Source organism: Streptomyces sp. NPDC020597, from assembly GCF_044335095.1.
In the GTDB taxonomy this organism is placed as follows: Bacteria; Actinomycetota; Actinomycetes; order Streptomycetales; family Streptomycetaceae; genus Streptomyces.
In genome coordinates this window covers 125,093-143,643 of the sequence record NZ_JBIRUL010000001.1, presented here as the reverse complement: position 1 = coordinate 143,643, position 18,551 = coordinate 125,093, and the positions used below count along the sequence as shown (strand labels likewise).

The 18,551-nt window shown below is 73.6% G+C and carries 10 protein-coding genes; 2 read left to right on the top strand and 8 right to left on the bottom strand.

Annotation, left to right across the window (positions count from 1 at the left end; translation table 11 throughout):
* Positions 1-20 precede the first annotated feature (20 nt).
* From ACH4ZA_RS00735 to ACH4ZA_RS00710, 6 genes are all read right to left on the bottom strand, one after another.
* Complete coding sequence (locus tag ACH4ZA_RS00735; RefSeq protein ID WP_319281272.1) at positions 21-1,658, bottom strand: succinic semialdehyde dehydrogenase; 1,638 nt, start codon at positions 1,656-1,658, stop codon at positions 21-23.
* 226 nt (positions 1,659-1,884) lie between these two features.
* Positions 1,885-3,594, bottom strand: coding sequence for a protein kinase (locus ACH4ZA_RS00730; protein ID WP_398427430.1), 1,710 nt, complete (start codon positions 3,592-3,594; stop codon positions 1,885-1,887).
* Positions 3,595-3,772: 178 nt separating this feature from the next.
* Positions 3,773-5,371: a serine/threonine-protein kinase gene (locus ACH4ZA_RS00725; protein WP_319277070.1), complete on the bottom strand. Its 1,599-nt coding sequence runs from the start codon at positions 5,369-5,371 to the stop codon at positions 3,773-3,775.
* A gap of 74 nt (positions 5,372-5,445) precedes the next feature.
* A complete protein-coding gene (locus ACH4ZA_RS00720) occupies positions 5,446-7,191 on the bottom strand; it encodes a protein kinase (protein WP_398427428.1) in 1,746 nt (581 codons plus the stop codon).
* Between the two features lie 144 nt (positions 7,192-7,335).
* A complete protein-coding gene (locus ACH4ZA_RS00715; protein WP_398427427.1) occupies positions 7,336-9,966 on the bottom strand; it encodes a protein kinase in 2,631 nt (876 codons plus the stop codon).
* Between the two features lie 176 nt (positions 9,967-10,142).
* Positions 10,143-12,353 (bottom strand): serine/threonine-protein kinase, encoded by a 2,211-nt coding sequence (locus ACH4ZA_RS00710; protein WP_398427426.1) that lies wholly within the window; start codon positions 12,351-12,353, stop codon positions 10,143-10,145.
* Between the two features lie 269 nt (positions 12,354-12,622).
* Between ACH4ZA_RS00710 and ACH4ZA_RS00705 the strand changes: the two genes are divergently transcribed.
* Positions 12,623-13,666: a serine hydrolase domain-containing protein gene (locus ACH4ZA_RS00705; RefSeq protein ID WP_319277075.1), complete on the top strand. Its 1,044-nt coding sequence runs from the start codon at positions 12,623-12,625 to the stop codon at positions 13,664-13,666.
* A gap of 459 nt (positions 13,667-14,125) precedes the next feature.
* Here the strand turns inward: ACH4ZA_RS00705 and ACH4ZA_RS00700 are convergent, their stop codons facing one another.
* Positions 14,126-15,832 (bottom strand): glycerol-3-phosphate dehydrogenase/oxidase, encoded by a 1,707-nt coding sequence (locus ACH4ZA_RS00700; RefSeq protein ID WP_319277077.1) that lies wholly within the window; start codon positions 15,830-15,832, stop codon positions 14,126-14,128.
* A gap of 293 nt (positions 15,833-16,125) precedes the next feature.
* Between ACH4ZA_RS00700 and ACH4ZA_RS00695 the strand changes: the two genes are divergently transcribed.
* A complete protein-coding gene (locus ACH4ZA_RS00695; RefSeq protein ID WP_398427425.1) occupies positions 16,126-17,334 on the top strand; it encodes a nucleotide sugar dehydrogenase in 1,209 nt (402 codons plus the stop codon).
* Positions 17,335-17,417: 83 nt separating this feature from the next.
* On the opposite strand, the gene ACH4ZA_RS00690 is transcribed toward ACH4ZA_RS00695, so the two are convergent.
* The gene (locus ACH4ZA_RS00690) at positions 17,418-18,542 is read right to left on the bottom strand and encodes a GuaB3 family IMP dehydrogenase-related protein (RefSeq protein WP_107442347.1); all 1,125 of its coding nucleotides are present in this window, start codon (positions 18,540-18,542) and stop codon (positions 17,418-17,420) included.
* Between the last annotated feature and the right edge of the window lie 9 nt (positions 18,543-18,551).

The following is an 18,551-nucleotide window of genomic DNA, read 5'->3' as shown; positions in this document are numbered from 1 at the left end:
AGGGGAATTCGGAGCGCGCGCTAGCGCAGTCGCAGCGCCTTCATCACCTTCAGGCTGGTGCTCATGAACGCCGCGTACTTCTCGTCGTCCATGCCGAGCGCCGGCGCCATCGGCAGCAGGCGCTGCTGGGCCACCGTCTGCGCCTCCGTGTACTTGAGGATGCCCTCGGAGCCGTGCCGGCGGCCGAGGCCGGAGTCCTTCATGCCGCCCATCGGGGACTGGACGCTGCCGTAGGCCGAGGCGTAGCCCTCGTTGACGTTCACCGTGCCGGCCCGCACCCGGGAGGCGATGTCCCGGCCCCGGCGGCCGTCCTTCGTCCAGACCGACGAGTTCAGGCCGTACGGGGTGGAGTTGGCGAGCTCGACGGCCTCGTCGTCGGTCTTGAAGCGGTAGATCGAGACGACCGGGCCGAAGGTCTCCTCGGTGCAGACGGACATGGGCTCCGTGACGCCGTCGAGGATGGTCGGCTCGAAGAAGTACGGGCCCACGTCGGGGCGGGCGACGCCGCCGGCGACGACCGTGGCGCCCTTGGCGACGGCCTCCTCGACGTGCCGGGTCACGGTCTCCAGCTGACGCTCGCCGACCAGGGAGCCCATGTCGGCGCCGTAGGCCAGGGAGGTGCCGAGGCGCATGGCCCGCGTGCGGGCGGCGAAGCGCTCGACGAAGGCGTCCGCGATCGACTCGTGGACGTACAGCCGCTCGATCGAGATGCACAGCTGGCCGGCGGAGGAGAAGCAGGCGCGCACGGCGCCGGCCGCCGCCTTCTCAATGTCGGCGTCCTCCAGCACCAGCATGGCGTTCTTGCCGCCGAGTTCGAGGGAGACGCCGATCAGCCGGGCCGCGGCGCCCTGCGCGACCTCGCGGCCGGTGCGGGTGGAGCCGGTGAAGGACACGTAGTCGGCGTGCCGGACGACCTCGGGGCCGACGACGGGGCCCTCGCCGAGGACGACCTGGAAGACGTCCGCGGGCAGACCGGCCTCGACGAGCAGGTCACGGGCCCACAGGGCGGTCAGGCAGGTCTCCGTGTCCGGCTTCATGACGACCGCGTTGCCCGCGACGAACGCCGGCAGCGCGTCGCCGACCGACAGCTCCAGCGGGTAGTTCCAGGGGGCGATCTGGCCCACGACGCCGCGCGGGTGGCGCAGCTCGGTGACCTTGGTGAGGGTCGGCATGGCGCCGGCGTGCCGCTTGGGGCGCAGGTAGAAGGGGGCTTTGCGGCCGTAGTGGCGGGCGGCGACCGCGACGGCCTGCACCTCCTCGTGGGCGTGCAGCCGGGCCTTGCCGGTCTCCAGCTGTATGAGGTCGAGCACCTCGGCCTGGCGCTCCAGCACCAGGTCGTGGAAGCGGAGCAGGACGGCGGCCCGCTCCCGGACCGGCGTCTTCGCCCACACCGCCTGGGCGGCGCGGGCGGCCTCGTACGCCTTGAGCACGTCCTCCGGCGTGGACTCGGGCAGGTCTGCGAGCTTCTCGCCGGTGAACGGCGTGTGGTTGGCCGTGCGGCCGGAGCCGGTCACCCCCTTGGTGAGCTGGGCCACCAGCTCGGGGGTCACCACGTCGGCGGCGGTACGGACGCCGGTGGGTGCGGGGGCGAGGGGGTTGGTGCCAGTCGTTTCCGGCGTCTGTTCCGAAGTCTTCTCCGGGGCCTGCGAGTCCGTCATGAGCCGCAGGGTATGACGCGCGCGGGACTTTGGGTACCCGCCGGTAATGGGGATTCACCGTCCGCACACATGACGCCAGCGTTCACTGGCAACAAACCCGCTGATCAGCGCGTCGAGGCCTGTGCATCCCCGCGTTTTCCGCACCCTGCAGCGCCCCGGTCCTGACGCGGTCCGGCCCCGGCCCCGGCACGGTCCGGCCCCGGCCCCGGCGCGGTCCCGGGGCGGGTCACAGACGGTCGACCTCCAGGTGGGCCATGGCCGTACGGGCCACCTCGCGGCCACGGGCGGTGAAGTCGCCCTTGCCCGGATAACCGACGATGAGCTTGTACATGTCACCGGCGGTGGACTTGTAGTACAGGATCCGCAGCTCGCGCGGGGCCGGCTGCCTGCTGTCGGTGGTGGTGTAGACGACGGTGTTCCCGGCGGCCTTGCGGCCGTGGAAGGTGGCGTTGTCGTCCGTGCGGGTTCCGGGCCCCTTCGGCATGTTCAGTTCGTAGCTGCCGGCCTCCTTGAAGTCCCCGTTGTCGGCGTACATCTCGGCGGCGGCGGAGTCCTTGATCCGGTGCCCGGCGTCCTGCGCCCCGCGCTCCACCCGCAGCACGACCGAGATCGCGCCGCTGGGATCGGTGTAGCCCACCCAGTGCTCGTCGGCGGGGGCGGTCTTCTCGGGTTCGCTGCGCACATAGCTGTCCGGCACGGCCAGCGTCGCGGTGACGCCCCTCTCGGGCTTCGTCGTCCAGCCGTCCGGCAGCGGTCCGGCGAACGGATCGGCGAACACCAGGTACGCCGCTGCCGCCGCCGCGACGACCGCGGCGCCGAGCCCGAGCCAGGCCGCGCGGCGGCCCGGCCGGCGCCGGACGCGCGGAGGTCCGGGGTGCAGGCCGGTCGGCGGCGGCTGCGGCGCGGGCGGGTTCGCTGCGGCCTCCAGCAGGGCCCGCACCCGCGCGGCCGCCGGACGGTGCGCCGGGTCCTTCTGCAGCAGCGCGTCGATGACCTCGGCGAGCGGCCCCTGCGCGGCGGCGGCCGGGGCGGGCGTCGCATGGAGGACGGACTGCAGGGTGGCCGGGGTGTTGCTGCGGCGGAACGGCGACACACCCTCGGTCGCCGCGTACAGCACCACGCCCAGGGACCACAGGTCGGCGGCGGGCCCGGGACGACGGCCCAGCACTCGCTCGGGCGCGATGTACTCGGGCGAGCCGACGAAGCCCCCGGTGTCGGTCAGGCTGGTCTCGCCCTCGATCTGGGCGATGCCGAAGTCGGTGAGGACGACCCGGTCGTAGCGGCCGAGCAGCACGTTGTCCGGTTTGACGTCCCGGTGCAGGATGCCCGCCGCGTGCGCGGCCTCCAGCGCGCCGAGCACCTCCAGGCCGATCCGTGCCGCCTCGCGCGTCCCGAGCGTGCCTTCCTGAAGGGCGTCGCCGAGGGAACGTCCGCGGACCAGCTCCATCACGATCCACGGCCGGCCGTCGACGACGGCGACGTCGTGGACGCCGACCACGGCCGGATGGTCGAGCCGCGCCGCCGCCCGCGCCTCGCGCCGCATCCGCTCGAACGTCCTGGCCCGTTCACGTTCGGGAAGGCAGTCCGGCACTCGGGGTTCCTTGACGGCGACCTCGCGGTCCACGGTCTCGTCCTTGGCGCGCCACACGGTGCCCATGCCGCCGTGTCCGAGCCTGGCGAGCAGCCGGTAGCGTCCCGCGACGAGCCGCCCGACGCCGGGCTCCTGCGGCGGTTCGTCCACGGGCGCTCGCGGCGGGCCTTGCACCTGCGCGACCTGCGGCGGCACGGCGCCCTGCTGCGGGCCGGGCCTCGGGCCCGGGCCCTCGTGCGGGCCCGGATCGACGCTCGGGCGAGGGTTCGGGTTCGGGTTCGGCGGTTGCAGAACAAAACTCGTCGTGTCGTCGGGCCCGGGCCCGACTCCCCCGTGGTGACTCATGAGCTCATCACATCGCGCCACACGGGCCGATTTCCACCGGTCCGCCCCACCGGTCACAGACCCGTGACGTGTACCGCTCCTTATGCCCCTTTTACGTTGACGCTCCCGGCGACGTTCCCTCCGGTGCCCCTGCGGTCGCCCTCACGGACGCCCCGCGCGGACACCCCGCGCGGACGCCTCACCCGACGACGAAGGTGTCGACCGCGACGTCGAAGTACTCCCGCGCCTCCCGCACCTTCCCGAGCGGCGCCGAGACCCACACGTCGTACAGCCGCCCGCCCTCCTCCCAGCACAGGTCGTAGGTGTGCCGGGGACCCTCCGCCGCACTGAAGCCGTTCCAGGTGAACTGCCAGAGGGCGGCCGGACGTCCGCCCTGACTCGTCTCGGTGACGCGGCCGTCGTGGTAGCCCGGGTTGGTGTCCGCTCCCTGGGCGGCAGCCCGCTTCATCACGGCGAGCGGGCCGTCCGGCGACGCGCCGGAGACCTTGACGCCCAGCCGGAAGACCTGCCCCGGCGACATGTAGAAAACCCGCTCGCCCTGCGGCACCCGTGCGAAGTCCTCCGGCACGGCGAGCGCGAACCCGGCAGGGTCCTCGGCGACCCGGTATCCGGAAGGGGCGGACGGCGTACGGCTCGGCGTGAGCGAGGAGGCGGGCGACGGAGCGGACGACACCGGCGCACTCGGGGACCCGCTCGCCGGGCGTCCCGACCCGCTCGCGGAGACCGACGGCGCCGGACTCACGGGCGCGCGCCCTCCGTCGCCGTCCCCCTTCATCAGCAGCGCCGCCGCCGACACGCCCGCGCCGGCCATCGCGGCGACCAGCAGCGCGGCCACCAGCACACTGCGCGTGGAGCGTTCCCGGGCGGCCTGCCCGGTCTGCGGCCGGGGCAGGTCGGCCTGCGTCGGCGTGTAGTCGCAGGACACCGGCGTCGGCGTGCACCCGGTGTCGAGGTAGGCGCGCAGCAGCCGCTCCGCCTCCGCTCCGTCCAGCCGCCGGTCGGGATCGCGCTCCAGCAGGCCCCGGACGACCGGCAGCAGCGGCCCGGCCTGCGGGGGCGTACGGATCTCGGCGAACACGACGGCGTGCAGGATGCCGCCCAACGAGTCCCGCCGGAAGGGGGATTCGCCGCTCAGCGCCGTGCACAGCAGCGCGCCCAGCGACCACAGGTCGGACTCCGCGCCGGTGCGCGCCCCGGACATCCGCTCCGGCGCGGTGTACTCGGGCGAGCCGACGAACGAGCCGGTCTGGGTGAGCGTGGTGGCGCCGGAGACCTGCGCGATGCCGAAGTCGGTGAGGACGACCCGGTCGCCGTCGCGTTCCAGCAGGACGTTCGCGGGTTTGATGTCCCGGTGCAGAACCCCGGCCGCGTGCGCCGCGCGCAGCGCGCCCAGCAGGGCGATGCCGATCCGGGCCGCCTCGTCCGGTGCGAGCGGGCCGTGCTCGGCGATCCGGTCGGCGAGCGAGCCGCCGTCCAGCAACTCCATCACGATGTACGGGCGTTCGTCCTCCACGACGACGTCGTGCACGACGATGACGTGCGGATGGCGCAACTGGGCGACCGCACGCGCCTCGCGCAGCGTCCGGTCGCGCCGTTCGCGGGCCTCCTCGTCGGAGAGCGTGTCGTCCAGGGTCAGCTCCTTGACCGCGACACGCCGTCCCAACAGCTCGTCCGTGGCCCGCCACACCACACCCATGCCGCCGCGCCCGAGTCTCGCCTCCAGCCGGTAACGGCCCGCGATGACCCGCGCGGTGCTCCTGCCCCCCTCGGTCCCCATGGGCACATCATGCCCCACCGGACGGCCCGCCTCCGGGGCGCCGTCCGGCCAACTGCGGGAGCCTGCGGCCGGTACTACGCCGTGGGCTCGCGCCAGCTCTGCAGTACGGATCTGAACTGCCGGGCCGTGGTCGCCCAGTCCTCGGCGGGCGAGGACATGTAGATCGCGTACTCGGCGCCGTTGCGGGCCACGTACGTCTCCTCGATGGCACGGCGCGGGCCGGGGAACTCGGTGTCCTTGGCCAACGCGGTCCAGGTGTACTCCCACTCGGAGCCGGCCCGGTCGCGGTAGACGTTCCTCTCGAGGGTGACCCGTCGATAGTCGACCAGCCTCTTGAGCTGCTGCTCGAGGTCGATCTGGTGCGCGTACGGGTCGCTGAAGTCGGGGGACCTGTCGAGCGCGATGCGGACGAAGTGCTTGCCGCCGTCGGGTGAGTAGTCGACCTGCTGGAGGTCGCCGTCGTCCTGGTACACCTTGCGCTCCCAGCCCTTGGGAAGCGCCAGCCCGAAGCCCAGCGGATCGTCGACGGGCTGCCACGAGTCGGGCACCGCGCCCTCCTGGACGGAGGCGGAGGTGTTCGTCGGGCTCGGCGAGCCGGACGTCGCCCCGGAGTCGACGGTCTGCGACCGCCCCTGGTCCCATTTCTGCAGCACCAAGGCCGTGCCCCCGCCGACCAGGGCGGCGACGGCCACCACCAGCACGAGAGAGCGCAGCCGACGACGGCGCCGTGGCGGCTCCGCCGCCGGCCCGGCCGGTGCACCCTGGCCGGTGCGCGTCGGCCCCTGGAGGGCGTGTGCCGGGACTTGGCCGGCGTGTGCCGGGGCCACGGTGGTGGGGCCGGTCACGGGATGGCCCGGTACCGGCGTCGCCGACTCCGGGCCGACGGGAACGTACGAGGTGGCGGGCGTCGGGTGGGACCCGGAGCGGGACGCCGTGCGGTGGCCGCCCGTACCCGGGTCCGGTCCCCCGTACTGCGTGGGCACATACGCCTGGGCCCCGCGCGGACGCCGTCCCTCGGCCGCCTCGGCGAGCAGCTGCTCGGCCTCGGCGGTGCCGGGCCGGGCGGCCGGATCCTTCCGCAGCAGGGCGCTGATGACCGGCCCCAGCGGGCCGGCGTACCGCGGGTCGGCGGCCTCCTCCTCGACCACGGCCTGCAGGGTGGTCAGCGGCGAGGTGCGGCGGAACGGCGACCGTCCCTCGACCGCCGTGTAGAGCGTCGCGCCCAGCGCCCACAGGTCGGAGGACGGGCCGGGATCATGGCCGCGCACCCGCTCGGGAGCCAGGTAGTCGACGGAGCCGACGACCTCGCCGGTGCGGGTGATGGTGGTGTCGCCGTCGATCTGGGCGATGCCGAAGTCGGTGAGGAGGACCCGTCCGTCGTGCGAGAGGAGCACGTTTCCGGGCTTGACGTCGCGGTGCAGCACGCCGGCCGAGTGCGCGGCGCGCAGTGCGCGCAGCACCCACAGGCCGATCCGGGCGGCCTCGGCGGCCTCGACGCGACCGTCCTCCTTGACGGCGTCGGCCAGCGAACGGCCCTCGACCAGCTCCATCACGATCCACGGCCGGCCGTCGTGTTCGAGCACGTCATGGACGGTGACCACCGCGGAGTGGTTGATCCGCGCGGCCGCCCGGGCCTCCGCCCTGGTCCGCGCCAGCAGCACGGCCTGGTCGCTCTCCGCGACGTAGAGCGCGGCGGTCAGCTCCTTGATGGCGACAGCCCGGTGCAGCAGCTCATCGTGGGCACGCCACACCCGGCCCATGCCGCCGCTCCCGATGGCGTCGGCGAGCCGGTAGCGGCCGGCCAGGAGCTGGCCCTGCATCTGATTCACGTTGCCCCGCAATGCTCTTGACAGGGTCAGCGTAAAGACCTTGCCGCCTCCACGGAACCGCAGGGGCGCCAAGGAGACAGCACTGTGACGGTTGTCGCTTCCCCGCTGACATGGGAACCGGTCGCACCGGCGGCATCAGCCGATGTACTGGTAGGTGGCCGCCGCCTGTTCGTACAGCCGCGTGACCTCGTCCCGCTCGGCCTCCGGCCCCCTGACCTGGACGACGTGATAGCGCCCTGCGATCAGGATCGCGAGGTTGCGGACGTACAGCTTGCGACCGTCGCCGTCGGTCCAGGTGAACTGCCCCTCGGCCATGGTCCGCGTGCCCACGGTCGTCGTGCGCAGTCCGGAGGCCGTCGCCCAACTGGAGGCCCGGTACGGCTGGAGCTCGCTCTCCTTCTCCCGCTGATAGACCATCGGGTCGCTGCCGTTCCCGGACGTGCTGTCGCGGCCCGCGACGACGATCAGCTCGAAGTCTCCGTGCGTGTAGAGGACCTGACCCCGGCCGTTCTTCGGTGTGCGGCCCCAGCCGTTCACCACGGCGATCTGGAAGCCCGCCTCGTCCTTGCGCAGGGTGAAGCCGGCGGCGACGCCCGCGCCGGACCCGCCGGTCTGGGTGGCCTGCGCCGACGAGGACGACGGCGATCCGGAGACCCCGTCGGCGGGCGCGGTCTGGTCGGGCCGGGGTTCGCTGCTGGCGTGGGGCGCCTGCCCGGCCGGCGTCCCGGTGGCCCCGGCCCGCCGCCCGCCGTCCGTGCCGGCGGCGCCGTCCTCGCCGGCCTTGGGCATGAACAGCATGGCGTAGGCGATCGCCGCGGCCAGCACCAGCAGGACCAGCAGGACCAGAGTCCGGCCCAGGCTGCGGGGCGAGCGGTCCGGCTCGGCCCGGCCACGCTTGTGCCGTCCGTGCGACGCGGGCAGCCCGGCGCGGCGTCGACGGACCAGTTCGCCCTTGCGGCGGACGATCGGCAGGCGGCGCGGATCGGCAGGCGGCGCGACGACGACGTGCGTGCCCGCCTCGGGCTCAGGCGCGGACCTCACCAGCGACCGCAGCCAGCCCCGCAGCTCCTCGAAGTCGGGTCGGTCGGTGGGGTCCTGGCGCAGCAGCGACTCCACGACCGGCCGCAGCGGTCCGCACTCCTCGGCGAAGGCCGGCGGCTCGGCGCACACCATCTGCACCAGTTCGGCCGTCGACTCCTCCGGGTACGGGGCATGGCCCTGGACTGCTCGGAACAGCAGCGCACCGAGCGCCCACAGATCGGTCGCGGGACCGATCGGCGCGGCCAGCTGCCAGTTCTCGTGCACCGGGCCCGCCTGCTCGGGCGCCCACCGCTCGGTGACCGGTCCGACGACAGCCATCCGCGCCTGCCGGGCCCGCTCGGCCGCCAGTGCGGTGGCGGGGCCCCGCCCGACGCCCGCGCCGGACGCCGCGGTCGGCGGCCCGTCCCAGCGGGCGCCGGTGCGCGCGCCGCTCGCCGTACCGCCCGGTGTCGTCTCCGGAATCTGTCCGGGACGGGATCCGGGGTGGAATCCGGGGTGGGGCGCGAGGGAGGAGTGTGCGGGCGGAGGGGCGCCGTACCGTGCGGGACCGGGCACGGGCGCGCCCTGCACGCCATAGGGGTCGGCGATCTGTCCGGGAGGGCTGCCGCCCAGGGCCGGGGGCTCGCCGTCGACGGGTGTACGGGCGCCGGGCAGCGCCGCGCGGCCGGTCTGCTGCGCCTCCTGCGCCTCCTGCACACGGGCCGCGGCCCGTGCTCCGGCGCGGTACGCGGCGATCGCCCCGGCGCGCGCGGCACGGATGTCCCCGCCGGTCTCCGCGGGGGCCCTGCGCGCCACCGCACCGGACGTCCCGCCTGCGCCGGACGCCTCCGCGGCCGGCACCGGCCGTGCACCGGACGCCCGGGCCTCTATCGCGGCGCGCCGAGCGGCCTCGGCGTCCACCGCACCGGCCCGGGGGCCGCCCGGACCCCTGCCGAATCCCGCGTCGCCACGGCCCGCGCCTGCGGGGCCCGCGCTCGCACCGTGCACCGGGTGGCCGCCGGTCCCGGGATGACCGCCGGTCGGCGCGGGCCCGAGGGCCGTCGCGCCGCCGCGGCCCGGATCGTCCGCCCGGTCCGCCTCGCCCGCCGTCGTGTCCTCGGCCGGCACCGGGTCGTATCCGCAGAGCGCCTCTTCCGCCGCGCCGACCGCGAGCCCGGTCAGCATGACCCGGCCGTCGTCGCAGACGAGCACGGTGCGGGCGGTGATGTTGCGGTGCACCCACCCGTGCGCGTGCAGCACGCGCAGCGCCATGAGCACGTCGGAGGCGACCTCGGCCGCCCGGTACGGCGTCAGCGCCTTCTCGGCGAGCAGGGCGGAAAGGGGGCGCGCATCGACCAGTTCGCTCACTATCCACAGCGAGCCGCCCTGGGCGAACACGTCGAAGACCTGGTCGAGCCGCGGATGGTCGGGGATGCCCGCCGCCGCCTGCGCCGCCTCCATCGCGCGCCGCACGACGGGATCGGTCGGCCGGCGTGTCCCGGAGGCCTCGCCGGCGTTGCGCGTCCCCGGTCGCCGGGCCCCGCGCTCACGGGCGGTGAACCCGTCGGGCAGTCCCTCGGCGTCGAGCACCTCCGCCTCGACGACCTCCGGCAACGGCACCTGGCGGACCAGGACTTCCTGCCCGCTGTAGGTGTCGAAGGCCCGGCTCTCGTGCTCGTACTCGTCCGACAGCGGCAGCGGCAGGCGGTAGCGGTCGGCGAGTACCCGACCCGCGTAGTCGTCCACGTTGCCTCCCCCGGCCGCCCGGTCGGTCAATTCCGTTCGCCTTGCGTCCCGTTGCAGCCGAATCCAGCCGCGTTGCTCAATGCGTACGGTCCGCAACCACTCACGATACGTGCCGGAGGCAACCCGCAAAGAGGGGATGCCGGATCTCGCCCCCGAACCCGGCCGCCCGGCGGCCGCTACTTCTTCGGCATGAAGGTGTCCGCCAGCGTCGCCCAGGTCGTGGCGCGCAGGTCGGTGCCCCAGGCCGCGGCCTTCGCCGTGTACATCAGCGCGTACCCGAGACCGTCGTTGACGACGAACCCGCGGTCGACGGTGCGGTAGGCCGTGCCGCCCTCCTTGTAGGTGAACTCCCAGTCGGCCGTGTTCCAGCCGCGGTAGTTCACCTGCTCTATGCGCAGCTTCTTGTACTGCGAGCGCACCATGTAGCGCTCCTGGCTCTTCCAGTCCGCCACGGGGCTGCCCTTGGGCGTGTTCGTCCAGGCGACGAGCAACTTCTGCCCGTCCGGCCCGGTGAAGCGGTCTCCCGCGGCGACCGACTTCTGGTACTTCCACCCCGCGGGCAGCCCGATCGTGTACCCCTGGGCGCCCTTGTACGTCGTCACCGCCGCGCCGCCCTCGGTGGCGCCGGCCCCGGCGCCGCCTGCCGCGGTGGTGTTGCTCGGCGCGGATCCCGACCCCCCGGACTGCGCCGGATCCTTCGAACCCGACGGGTCCTTGCGGGTCGAGTCGCCGGTGTCCTCCTTGGCGTCGGAGTCGCCGCTCGCGCTCCCGCCGGCCGCCGCCGTCGAGGCGCCGCCCTTCGCGCCGCCCGCGGAGTCGTCGCCACCGCCGCCGAGCGTGAGGGCCAGCACGGTGCCGAGCACCGCGAGCACCACGACCACGGCGATGATCACCAGGGTCCGCTTCGGCACCACGTCGGTCAGCGGCGCCCTCGGCACCGACCGCGGGGGCAGGTCCGGAGGCGTCATCACGGGCCAGCCGGAACTCCGCCCGCCGCTCTGGCCGTTCCCCGCGGCGGCACCGCCCGGAGCGGACCTGTCGCCCGCGACGGCGCCCGAACCGGAACGCGCCGCCGGCACGGACGGGGACGCCGCCGCACCGGAACCCGCCCGGCTCGCGATCCCCGAACCCGCCGCTGTACCTGCCGCCGTACCCGAGGTCGAGGCCGGAGCCGATCGCTGCGCGGGGTTGCCCGACGCCTGGACGGCGGGCGCGGCGGCGGACGGCGGAGGCGGTGTGGGCGACACGGCGGTGGAAGCGGAACCGGCGTGGTGCGACGCACCGCTCCTCTTCGCAGCCTCGCCCGCTCCCCCGGATCCGGAACCACTGCTCCCGTTGCCCGACTTGGCGCGGGCCGCGGCCGCCGAGGTCACCGCCCCCGCCGCCACCGCGACCTTCCGCACGGAGCGCAGCGCGCCGCGCAGCTTCTCGCCGGCCTCGGCGCCCGCCGAACTCCCCCTGTCGCCGGGGCCGTCCGGCGGCGCCGGCAGCGGCACCACCTTCGTCGCGTCCGCCGGCTCCGCGTACCGCGGCTCCGGCGCGTGCAGCACCGCGTTGAGCATGGCCCGCGCGCCGGCGTCGTCGAGTCGCCGCGCGGGATCCTTGGTGAGCAGCCCGTAGATGACGTCCCGCAGCGGGCCCGCGTTCTTCGGCTCCTCCAGCTGTTCCGTCATCACCGCCGTGAGCGTCGCGATCGCGGAGCCCTTGTCGTAGGGGGGCGATCCCTCGACCGACGCGTACAGCAGACCGCCCAGCGACCACAGGTCGGCCGCCGGCCCCGGCTTGTGGCCGCGGGCCCGCTCCGGGGAGATGTAGGAGGGCGCGCCGACGAGCATGCCGGTGGAGGTGATGGACGGATCGCCCTCGACCTGCGCGATGCCGAAGTCCGTGAGCACGACCCGGCCGTCCTCGGCGATCAGCACGTTGGACGGCTTCACGTCCCGGTGCAGGATGCCCTCGCGGTGTGCCGAGCGCAGCACGTCGAGGATGGCCAGCCCGACCTCCGCCGCACGCTTCGGCTCCAGCACGCCGTCCTCACGGATGACCTCGGCGAGCGACTTGCCCTCGACGAGCTCCATGACGATCCACGGCCGGTCGTCCTCCTCGACCACGTCGAAGACCGTCACCGCGCTGTTGTTGCGGATCCGCGCGATGGCCTTGGCCTCGCGCAACGTCCGCGTGATCAGGCGGCGTTTCTCGTCCTCGTCGATGTTCCCCGGGAACCGCAGCTCCTTGACGGCAACCGTGCGTCCGAGGGTCTCGTCCTCGGCGCGCCACACCGTCCCCATGCCGCCGCGGCCGAGTACGTCTCCCAGCCGGTACCGCCCGGCGAGGAGACGTGCGCTCTTGTCCTGACGGGATGCTCCCGCCCGCTCCGCCTCCGACATGCGTCCCCTCATGCAACCCGCCCTGACAGAGCCTCCATTGTCCCTCACCCGACAAGTGCCCGACGCCCAGGGTGCCCCTCACCGCTTCCCGGCCGCACCCCAGGAGGGGAGTATTCCGGCCAGAAGGTGCAGCACGCTCCGGCCAATGCGCCGTTCGAGCGCCGGTCAGGGGTCGCGGACCGGGTGAGGAGTGTGCGCCCCGGCCCCGGATGATGGGTGCGACGAGCAGACGAAAAAGAGCCGGAATCGCGGCGGGAGGGAGACCCACGATGCCATTGCGGCCATGCCTGGCGGCCGCCCCCGTGGCCCTGGCGCTCCTGGGCCTGTGCACGGCGAGTTCGCAGGCCGCCTCCACTCCCCCCACGGACCTGCTGCTCCCGCTGCTCCTCACCCGGGGCGACGTGCCCGCCGCGGCCCTGCTGGCCCGGGAGGAGAGCGGCGCCCGCTACGCCGAAGCGGGCCCGGGCGTCTCCCGGTCCGACCGTTTCAGGGCCGGGAGCGTCACGAAGAGCTTCCTCGCGACCGTCGTGCTCCAACTGGCCGAGGAGCACCGGCTCGCACTGTCCGACACGGTGGAGTCGCATCTGCCGGGGGTGGTGCGCGGGGCCGGCAACGACGGGCGCGCACTGACCCTTCGTTCCCTGCTCACCCACACCAGCGGACTGTACGACTACACCCGGGACAGCGCGGGCGTCGTACCCCTCACTCCGCTCCAGGCCGTCCGTGCCGCTGTCACCCACCCTCCTGCCGGCCTCGGCCGCGTCGCCTACTCCAATACCAACTACGTTCTGCTCGGCCTGGTCGTCGAGCAGGTCACCGGCCACTCGTACGCCTCGGAGGCCGAGCGGCGGATCATCGCTCCCCTGCGTCTGACGGGCACCTCCTTCCCGGGATCCCGTGTCTCTCTGCCCTCCCCGCACGGCCGCGCCTACGACGCGGACGGCGCCGACGTCACCGAACTCGACCCGCGGGTGGCCGGAGCCGCGGGCGAGCTGGTGTCGACGCTCACCGACCTGGACCGCTTCTACGCGGCGCTGCTGGGCGGCGAGCTGCTGCCCCCGCGCCGGCTGCGCGAGATGCTCGACACCCGTACCGCACACGGCTCGTACGGCATGGGCCTGTTCCCCGTGAAGCTCCCGTGCGGCGTCACGGTGTGGGGGCACAACGGCCGGATCCCGGGCAGTTACGTGCGCACCGCAGCCACCGTGGACGGCCGGCGTGTCCTCACCTTCCGGGTGAACACGACGGCGATCGCAGATCCCGGCCTCGAACCGGCCCTGCTCGCCGCCGAGTTCTGCCCTCGCAATCCGTAGAACGCGCCGGCGCCGAACAGGGATCCCGAAAGGCATCACCCGTTCGAGTGAAATGCGCACGGGGCACGAAACAAACCGGCCGGCCGACCGGCCCTGTCGAGGTGCGGCAGACCCGAGGGCCCGTCCACACCATGCCCGAGCCGCCGCGGGCCCGACCACAGCAGGCCTGGGCCGCCCCAGGCCCGACCACAGCAGGCCTGGGCCGCCCCGGGCCCGACCGCAGCGGGCCTGGGGCGCAGCGTCCCGCGACAGGCACGAGCCCGACCCGAGGCACCGCGTCCCGCGAAGGCGCCGGCCTCGTAGCGGCAGGAACCGGAACCGCCACGCCCCCGGCAGGGGCCCGGCAGAGGCCCGGACCCGCTGTCTCCGACGAGGTCCGGGCCGCCGTCCTCGCACGCGGGACAGGCGTCTCGCGCGCAGGGCCGGCATATCCTCGCGCGCCGGGCAGGCGAGCGGCTGTCAGAGGGGCACGATGTCCGGCGCGCCCAGTCGCGCCGCGTCCGCAGTCAGGTCGTCGGGCTGACGCTGCGACTCCCGTTCGGCCTCCACCCGCTTCTGGTAGTGCTCGACCTCGCGCTCGATGTGGTCCTTGTCCCAGCCGAGGACCGGCGCCATGAGCTCCGCCGCCTCCAGGGCACTGCGGGTGCCGCGGTCGAAGGTCTCGATGGAGATGCGCGTGCGGCGCGTCAGCACGTCGTCCAGGTGCCGTGCTCCCTCGTGGGAGGCGGCGTAGACGATCTCGGCGCGCAGATAGTCGTCGGCGAACTGGAGTGGCTCGCCCAGGGAGGGGTCGGCGACGACGAGGTCCAGGATCTCTTCCGCCATCGCCCCGAAACGGTTGAGCAGATGCTCCACGCGCACCACGTGCAGGCCGGTGCGCGCCGCGATCCGCGCCCGCGCGTTCCACAGCGCCCGGTAACCCTCCGCGCCCAGCAGCGGCACGTCCTCCGTGACGCAGTCGGCGACCCGCTGGTCGAGCCCGCGCACCGCCTCGTCGACCGCGTCCTTGGCCATCACCCGGTACGTCGTGTACTTGCCGCCTGCGACGACCACGAGTCCCGGCGCCGGATGGGCGACGGTGTGCTCCCGGGAGAGCTTGCTGGTGGCGTCGGATTCGCCGGCCAGCAACGGCCGCAGTCCCGCGTACACCCCCTCCACGTCGTCCCTGGTCAGCGGTACCGCGAGGACCGAGTTCACATGCTCGAGGAGGTAGTCGATGTCGGCGCTGGAGGCGGCCGGGTGGGTCTTGTCGAGGTCCCAGTCGGTGTCGGTGGTGCCGATGATCCAGTGCCGGCCCCAGGGAATGACGAAGAGCACGGACTTCTCGGTGCGCAGGATCAGCCCGGAGGTGGAGCTGATGCGGTCCCGCGGCACGACGAGGTGGATGCCCTTGGAGGCGCGGACGTGGAACTGTCCCCGCTCCCCCACCATCGCCTGGGTGTCGTCGGTCCACACGCCGGTGGCGTTGACGATCTGCCGGGCGCGGATCTCGTACTCCCCGCCCGCCTCGACGTCCTCCACCCGTGCGCCCACGACGCGTTCGCCCTCCCGCAGGAATCCGGTGACGCGCGCGCAGTTGGCAGCCTTCGCCCCGTAGGACGCCGCGGTGCGCACCAGCGTGGCGACGAAGCGGGCGTCGTCCATCTGGGCGTCGTAGTACTGCAACGCGCCGACCAGGGCGTCCTTCTTCAAGGCCGGTGCCACGCGCAGGGCGCGGCGTCGACTCAGATGACGGTGGGTCGGCAGCCCGCGACCGTGACCGCGGGCCATGGACATCGCGTCGTACAGGGCGACGCCCGAGCCCGCGTACAGCCGCTCCCAGGCCCTGTGCTGGAGCGGATACAGGAACGGCACCGGTTTCACCAGGTGCGGGGCGAGCCGTTCGAGCAGCAGCCCGCGCTCCTTGAGCGCCTCGCGCACCAGCGCGAAGTCGAGCATCTCCAGGTAGCGCAGCCCGCCGTGGATCAGCTTGCTGGACCTGCTCGACGTGCCGGAAGCCCAGTCCCGCGCTTCGACCAGCCCGGTGGACAGGCCGCGCGTCACGGCGTCCAGCGCCACGCCGGCGCCCACCACACCGGCACCCACCACCAGCACGTCCAGTTCACGCTCGGCCATCGCCGCCAGTGACTCGGCTCGTTGCGCCGGCCCCAGTGTCGCTGTCCTCACCGCTGCCTCCCGCTGTCGGTCGTGCCGGCCGCGCCCGTGGGGGCGAGACCCCGTCCGTACCCCCATGCCCAGATTCTGACCGCGCTGCGCCACTTCAGCCACCACGGGCCCCAGCCTGTGGACAACTCTCACGGAACCCGACCGTCCCTCCGGGGAACACGGCCGGTCAACACAGTCGATCAATCCCGCATAACGGTCATATTTACTCCTAGTCTGACATTGCGCTCGCCCATCCTGTCCACCGGGCTTGCGCACCTGTCCCACCTCGGTTACTGGGAAGGACGGCATACGCCATGCCCGCAGATCTCGCCGTCATCGGACTCGGCCCGCTCGGCCTCCCCCTGGCCCAGGCCGCCGTGGCCGCCGGCATCCCCACCGTCGGCTACCGCACCGGCCCCGAGGCGGGCTCGCTGAGTCCCGCCGAACTGCGCCGGATGCTCTCGGGGGGCTTCCGGATCGCCACCGACCCCGCCGAGCTGGGCCGGGTGCGCACCGCCGTCATCTGCGCCCCGACCCCACGCGACGCAGACGGCCGTCCCGACCTGAGCCAGGTGGAGGCGGCCGCCCGCACCCTCGCCGGGCACCTGCGTCCGCACACCACCGTGATCCTGGAGTCAGCCGTGTACCCCGGGGCCACGGAGGAGTTCCTGCTCCCGCTGCTGGAGGAGACGTCGGGCCTGCGTGCGGGCCGCGACTTCCACCTCGCCTACTCCCCCAGCCGGATCGACCCCGGCAGTCGTGCCTTCACCCCGGCCAACACGCCGAAGGTCATCGGGGGCCTCACCTCCGCCTGCACCGAGTCCGCCGCCGCCTTCTACGGCCGGCTCACGGACAAGGTGGTACGCGCGCGTGGTCTGCGGGAGGCCGAGACCGTGCAGCTGCTGGAGACCAACTTCCGGCACGTCAACATCGCCCTCGTCAACGAGATGGCCGTCCTCTGCCACGACCTGGGCGTCGACCTGTGGGACGTCGTCCGCTGCGCGGAGACCAAGCCCTTCGGCTTCGAGGCCTTCCGCCCGGGCCCCGGCGTCGGCGGCCACTCCGTCCCCCTGGACCGCGCCGGCCGGCCCGGCAGCCCGCTGCGCATGGTGGAACTGGCCCAGCAGGTCAACAACCACATGCCCCGCTACGTCGTCCAGCGCGCCGCCGCCCTCCTCAACGAGCACGGCAAATCGGCGCGCGGCGCGCGCGTGCTGCTGCTCGGCGTCACCTACAAGGCCGACCTCGCCGACGAGCAGGGCGCCCCCGCGCGCGAGATCGCGGTCCGCCTGATGGAGCTCGGCGCCGCCGTCAGCTACCACGACCCGCACGTCCCGTCCTGGAGCGTCCTGGACCGCCCGGTGCCGCGCGCCGACTCCCTCTACGAGGCCGCGGCCGACGCCGACCTCACGATCCTCCTCCAGCAGCACCGGACGTACGACCTCCAGGGCCTGTCGGTGAAGGCGCAACTACTGCTGGACACCCGGGGCGCCACCCCCACGGGTGCGGCGCACCGGTTGTGAACAGGGGGCGCATACGTCGGCAGGGGCCGGCCACCTCACCCGGGTGAGGTGGCCGGCCCCTGCCGACGTGGTGCGGGGAGCGCCTACCGTCGGTGCACCGAGTCCGCGACCGTGACCTCGACGCGCTGGAACTCCTTCAGTTCGCTGTAGCCGGTCGTGGCCATGGCGCGGCGCAGGGCGCCGAAGAAGTTCATCGAGCCGTCGGGCGTGTGCGAGGGGCCCGTCAGGACCTCCTCGATCGTGCCGACCGTGCCGAGGTCGACCTTCTTGCCGCGCGGCAGCTCCTCGTTGACGGCCTCCATGCCCCAGTGGTTGCCGCGGCCCGGCGCGTCGGTCGCGCGCGCCAGCGGCGAGCCCATCATCACCGAGTCGGCGCCGCAGGCGATCGCCTTGGGGAGGTCGCCGGACCAGCCGACGCCGCCGTCCGCGATGACGTGCACGTACCGGCCGCCGGACTCGTCCATGTAGTCACGGCGGGCGGCGGCCACGTCGGCGACCGCGGTCGCCATCGGGACCTGGATGCCGAGCACGTTGCGGGTGGTGTGCGCCGCGCCGCCGCCGAAGCCGACGAGGACGCCCGCCGCGCCTGTGCGCATCAGGTGCAGCGCCGCCGTGTAGGTCGCGCAGCCGCCGACGATCACGGGGACGTCGAGCTCGTAGATGAACTGCTTCAGGTTCAGCGGCTCGTGCGAACCGGAGACGTGCTCCGCCGACACCGTCGTGCCGCGGATGACGAAGATGTCCACGCCCGCGTCGACGACGGCCTTGGAGAACTGGGCCGTGCGTTGCGGGGAGAGCGCGGCGGCGGTGACCACGCCCGAGTCGCGCACCTCCTTGATGCGCTGCCCGATCAGCTCCTCCTTGATGGGAGCCGCGTAGATCTCCTGGAGGCGACGGGTGGCGGTGTCCGCGTCCAGCTCGACGATCTCGTCGAGCAGCGGCTGCGGGTCCTCGTGCCGGGTCCACAGACCCTCGAGGTTGAGGACGCCGAGACCGCCCAGCTCACCGATGCGGATCGCGGTGGCCGGGGAGACGACCGAGTCCATGGGGGCGGCCAGGAAGGGCAGCTCGAAGCGGTAGGCGTCGATCTGCCAGGCGATCGAGACCTCCTTCGGGTCCCGCGTACGGCGGCTGGGGACGACGGCGATGTCGTCGAAGGCGTACGCCCGGCGGCCGCGCTTGCCGCGCCCGATCTCGATCTCAGTCACGTGTGTGGC

Coding starts and splice junctions, on each gene's coding strand:
- ACH4ZA_RS00725 (WP_319277070.1), bottom strand. CDS start 5,371: ATGGGGACCGAGGGGGGCAGGAGCACCGCGCGGGTCATCGCGGGCCGT.
- ACH4ZA_RS00730 (WP_398427430.1), bottom strand. CDS start 3,594: ATGAGTCACCACGGGGGAGTCGGGCCCGGGCCCGACGACACGACGAGT.
- ACH4ZA_RS00695 (WP_398427425.1), top strand. CDS start 16,126: ATGCCCGCAGATCTCGCCGTCATCGGACTCGGCCCGCTCGGCCTCCCC.
- ACH4ZA_RS00735 (WP_319281272.1), bottom strand. CDS start 1,658: ATGACGGACTCGCAGGCCCCGGAGAAGACTTCGGAACAGACGCCGGAA.
- ACH4ZA_RS00720 (WP_398427428.1), bottom strand. CDS start 7,191: ATGCAGGGCCAGCTCCTGGCCGGCCGCTACCGGCTCGCCGACGCCATC.
- ACH4ZA_RS00710 (WP_398427426.1), bottom strand. CDS start 12,353: ATGTCGGAGGCGGAGCGGGCGGGAGCATCCCGTCAGGACAAGAGCGCA.
- ACH4ZA_RS00705 (WP_319277075.1), top strand. CDS start 12,623: ATGCCATTGCGGCCATGCCTGGCGGCCGCCCCCGTGGCCCTGGCGCTC.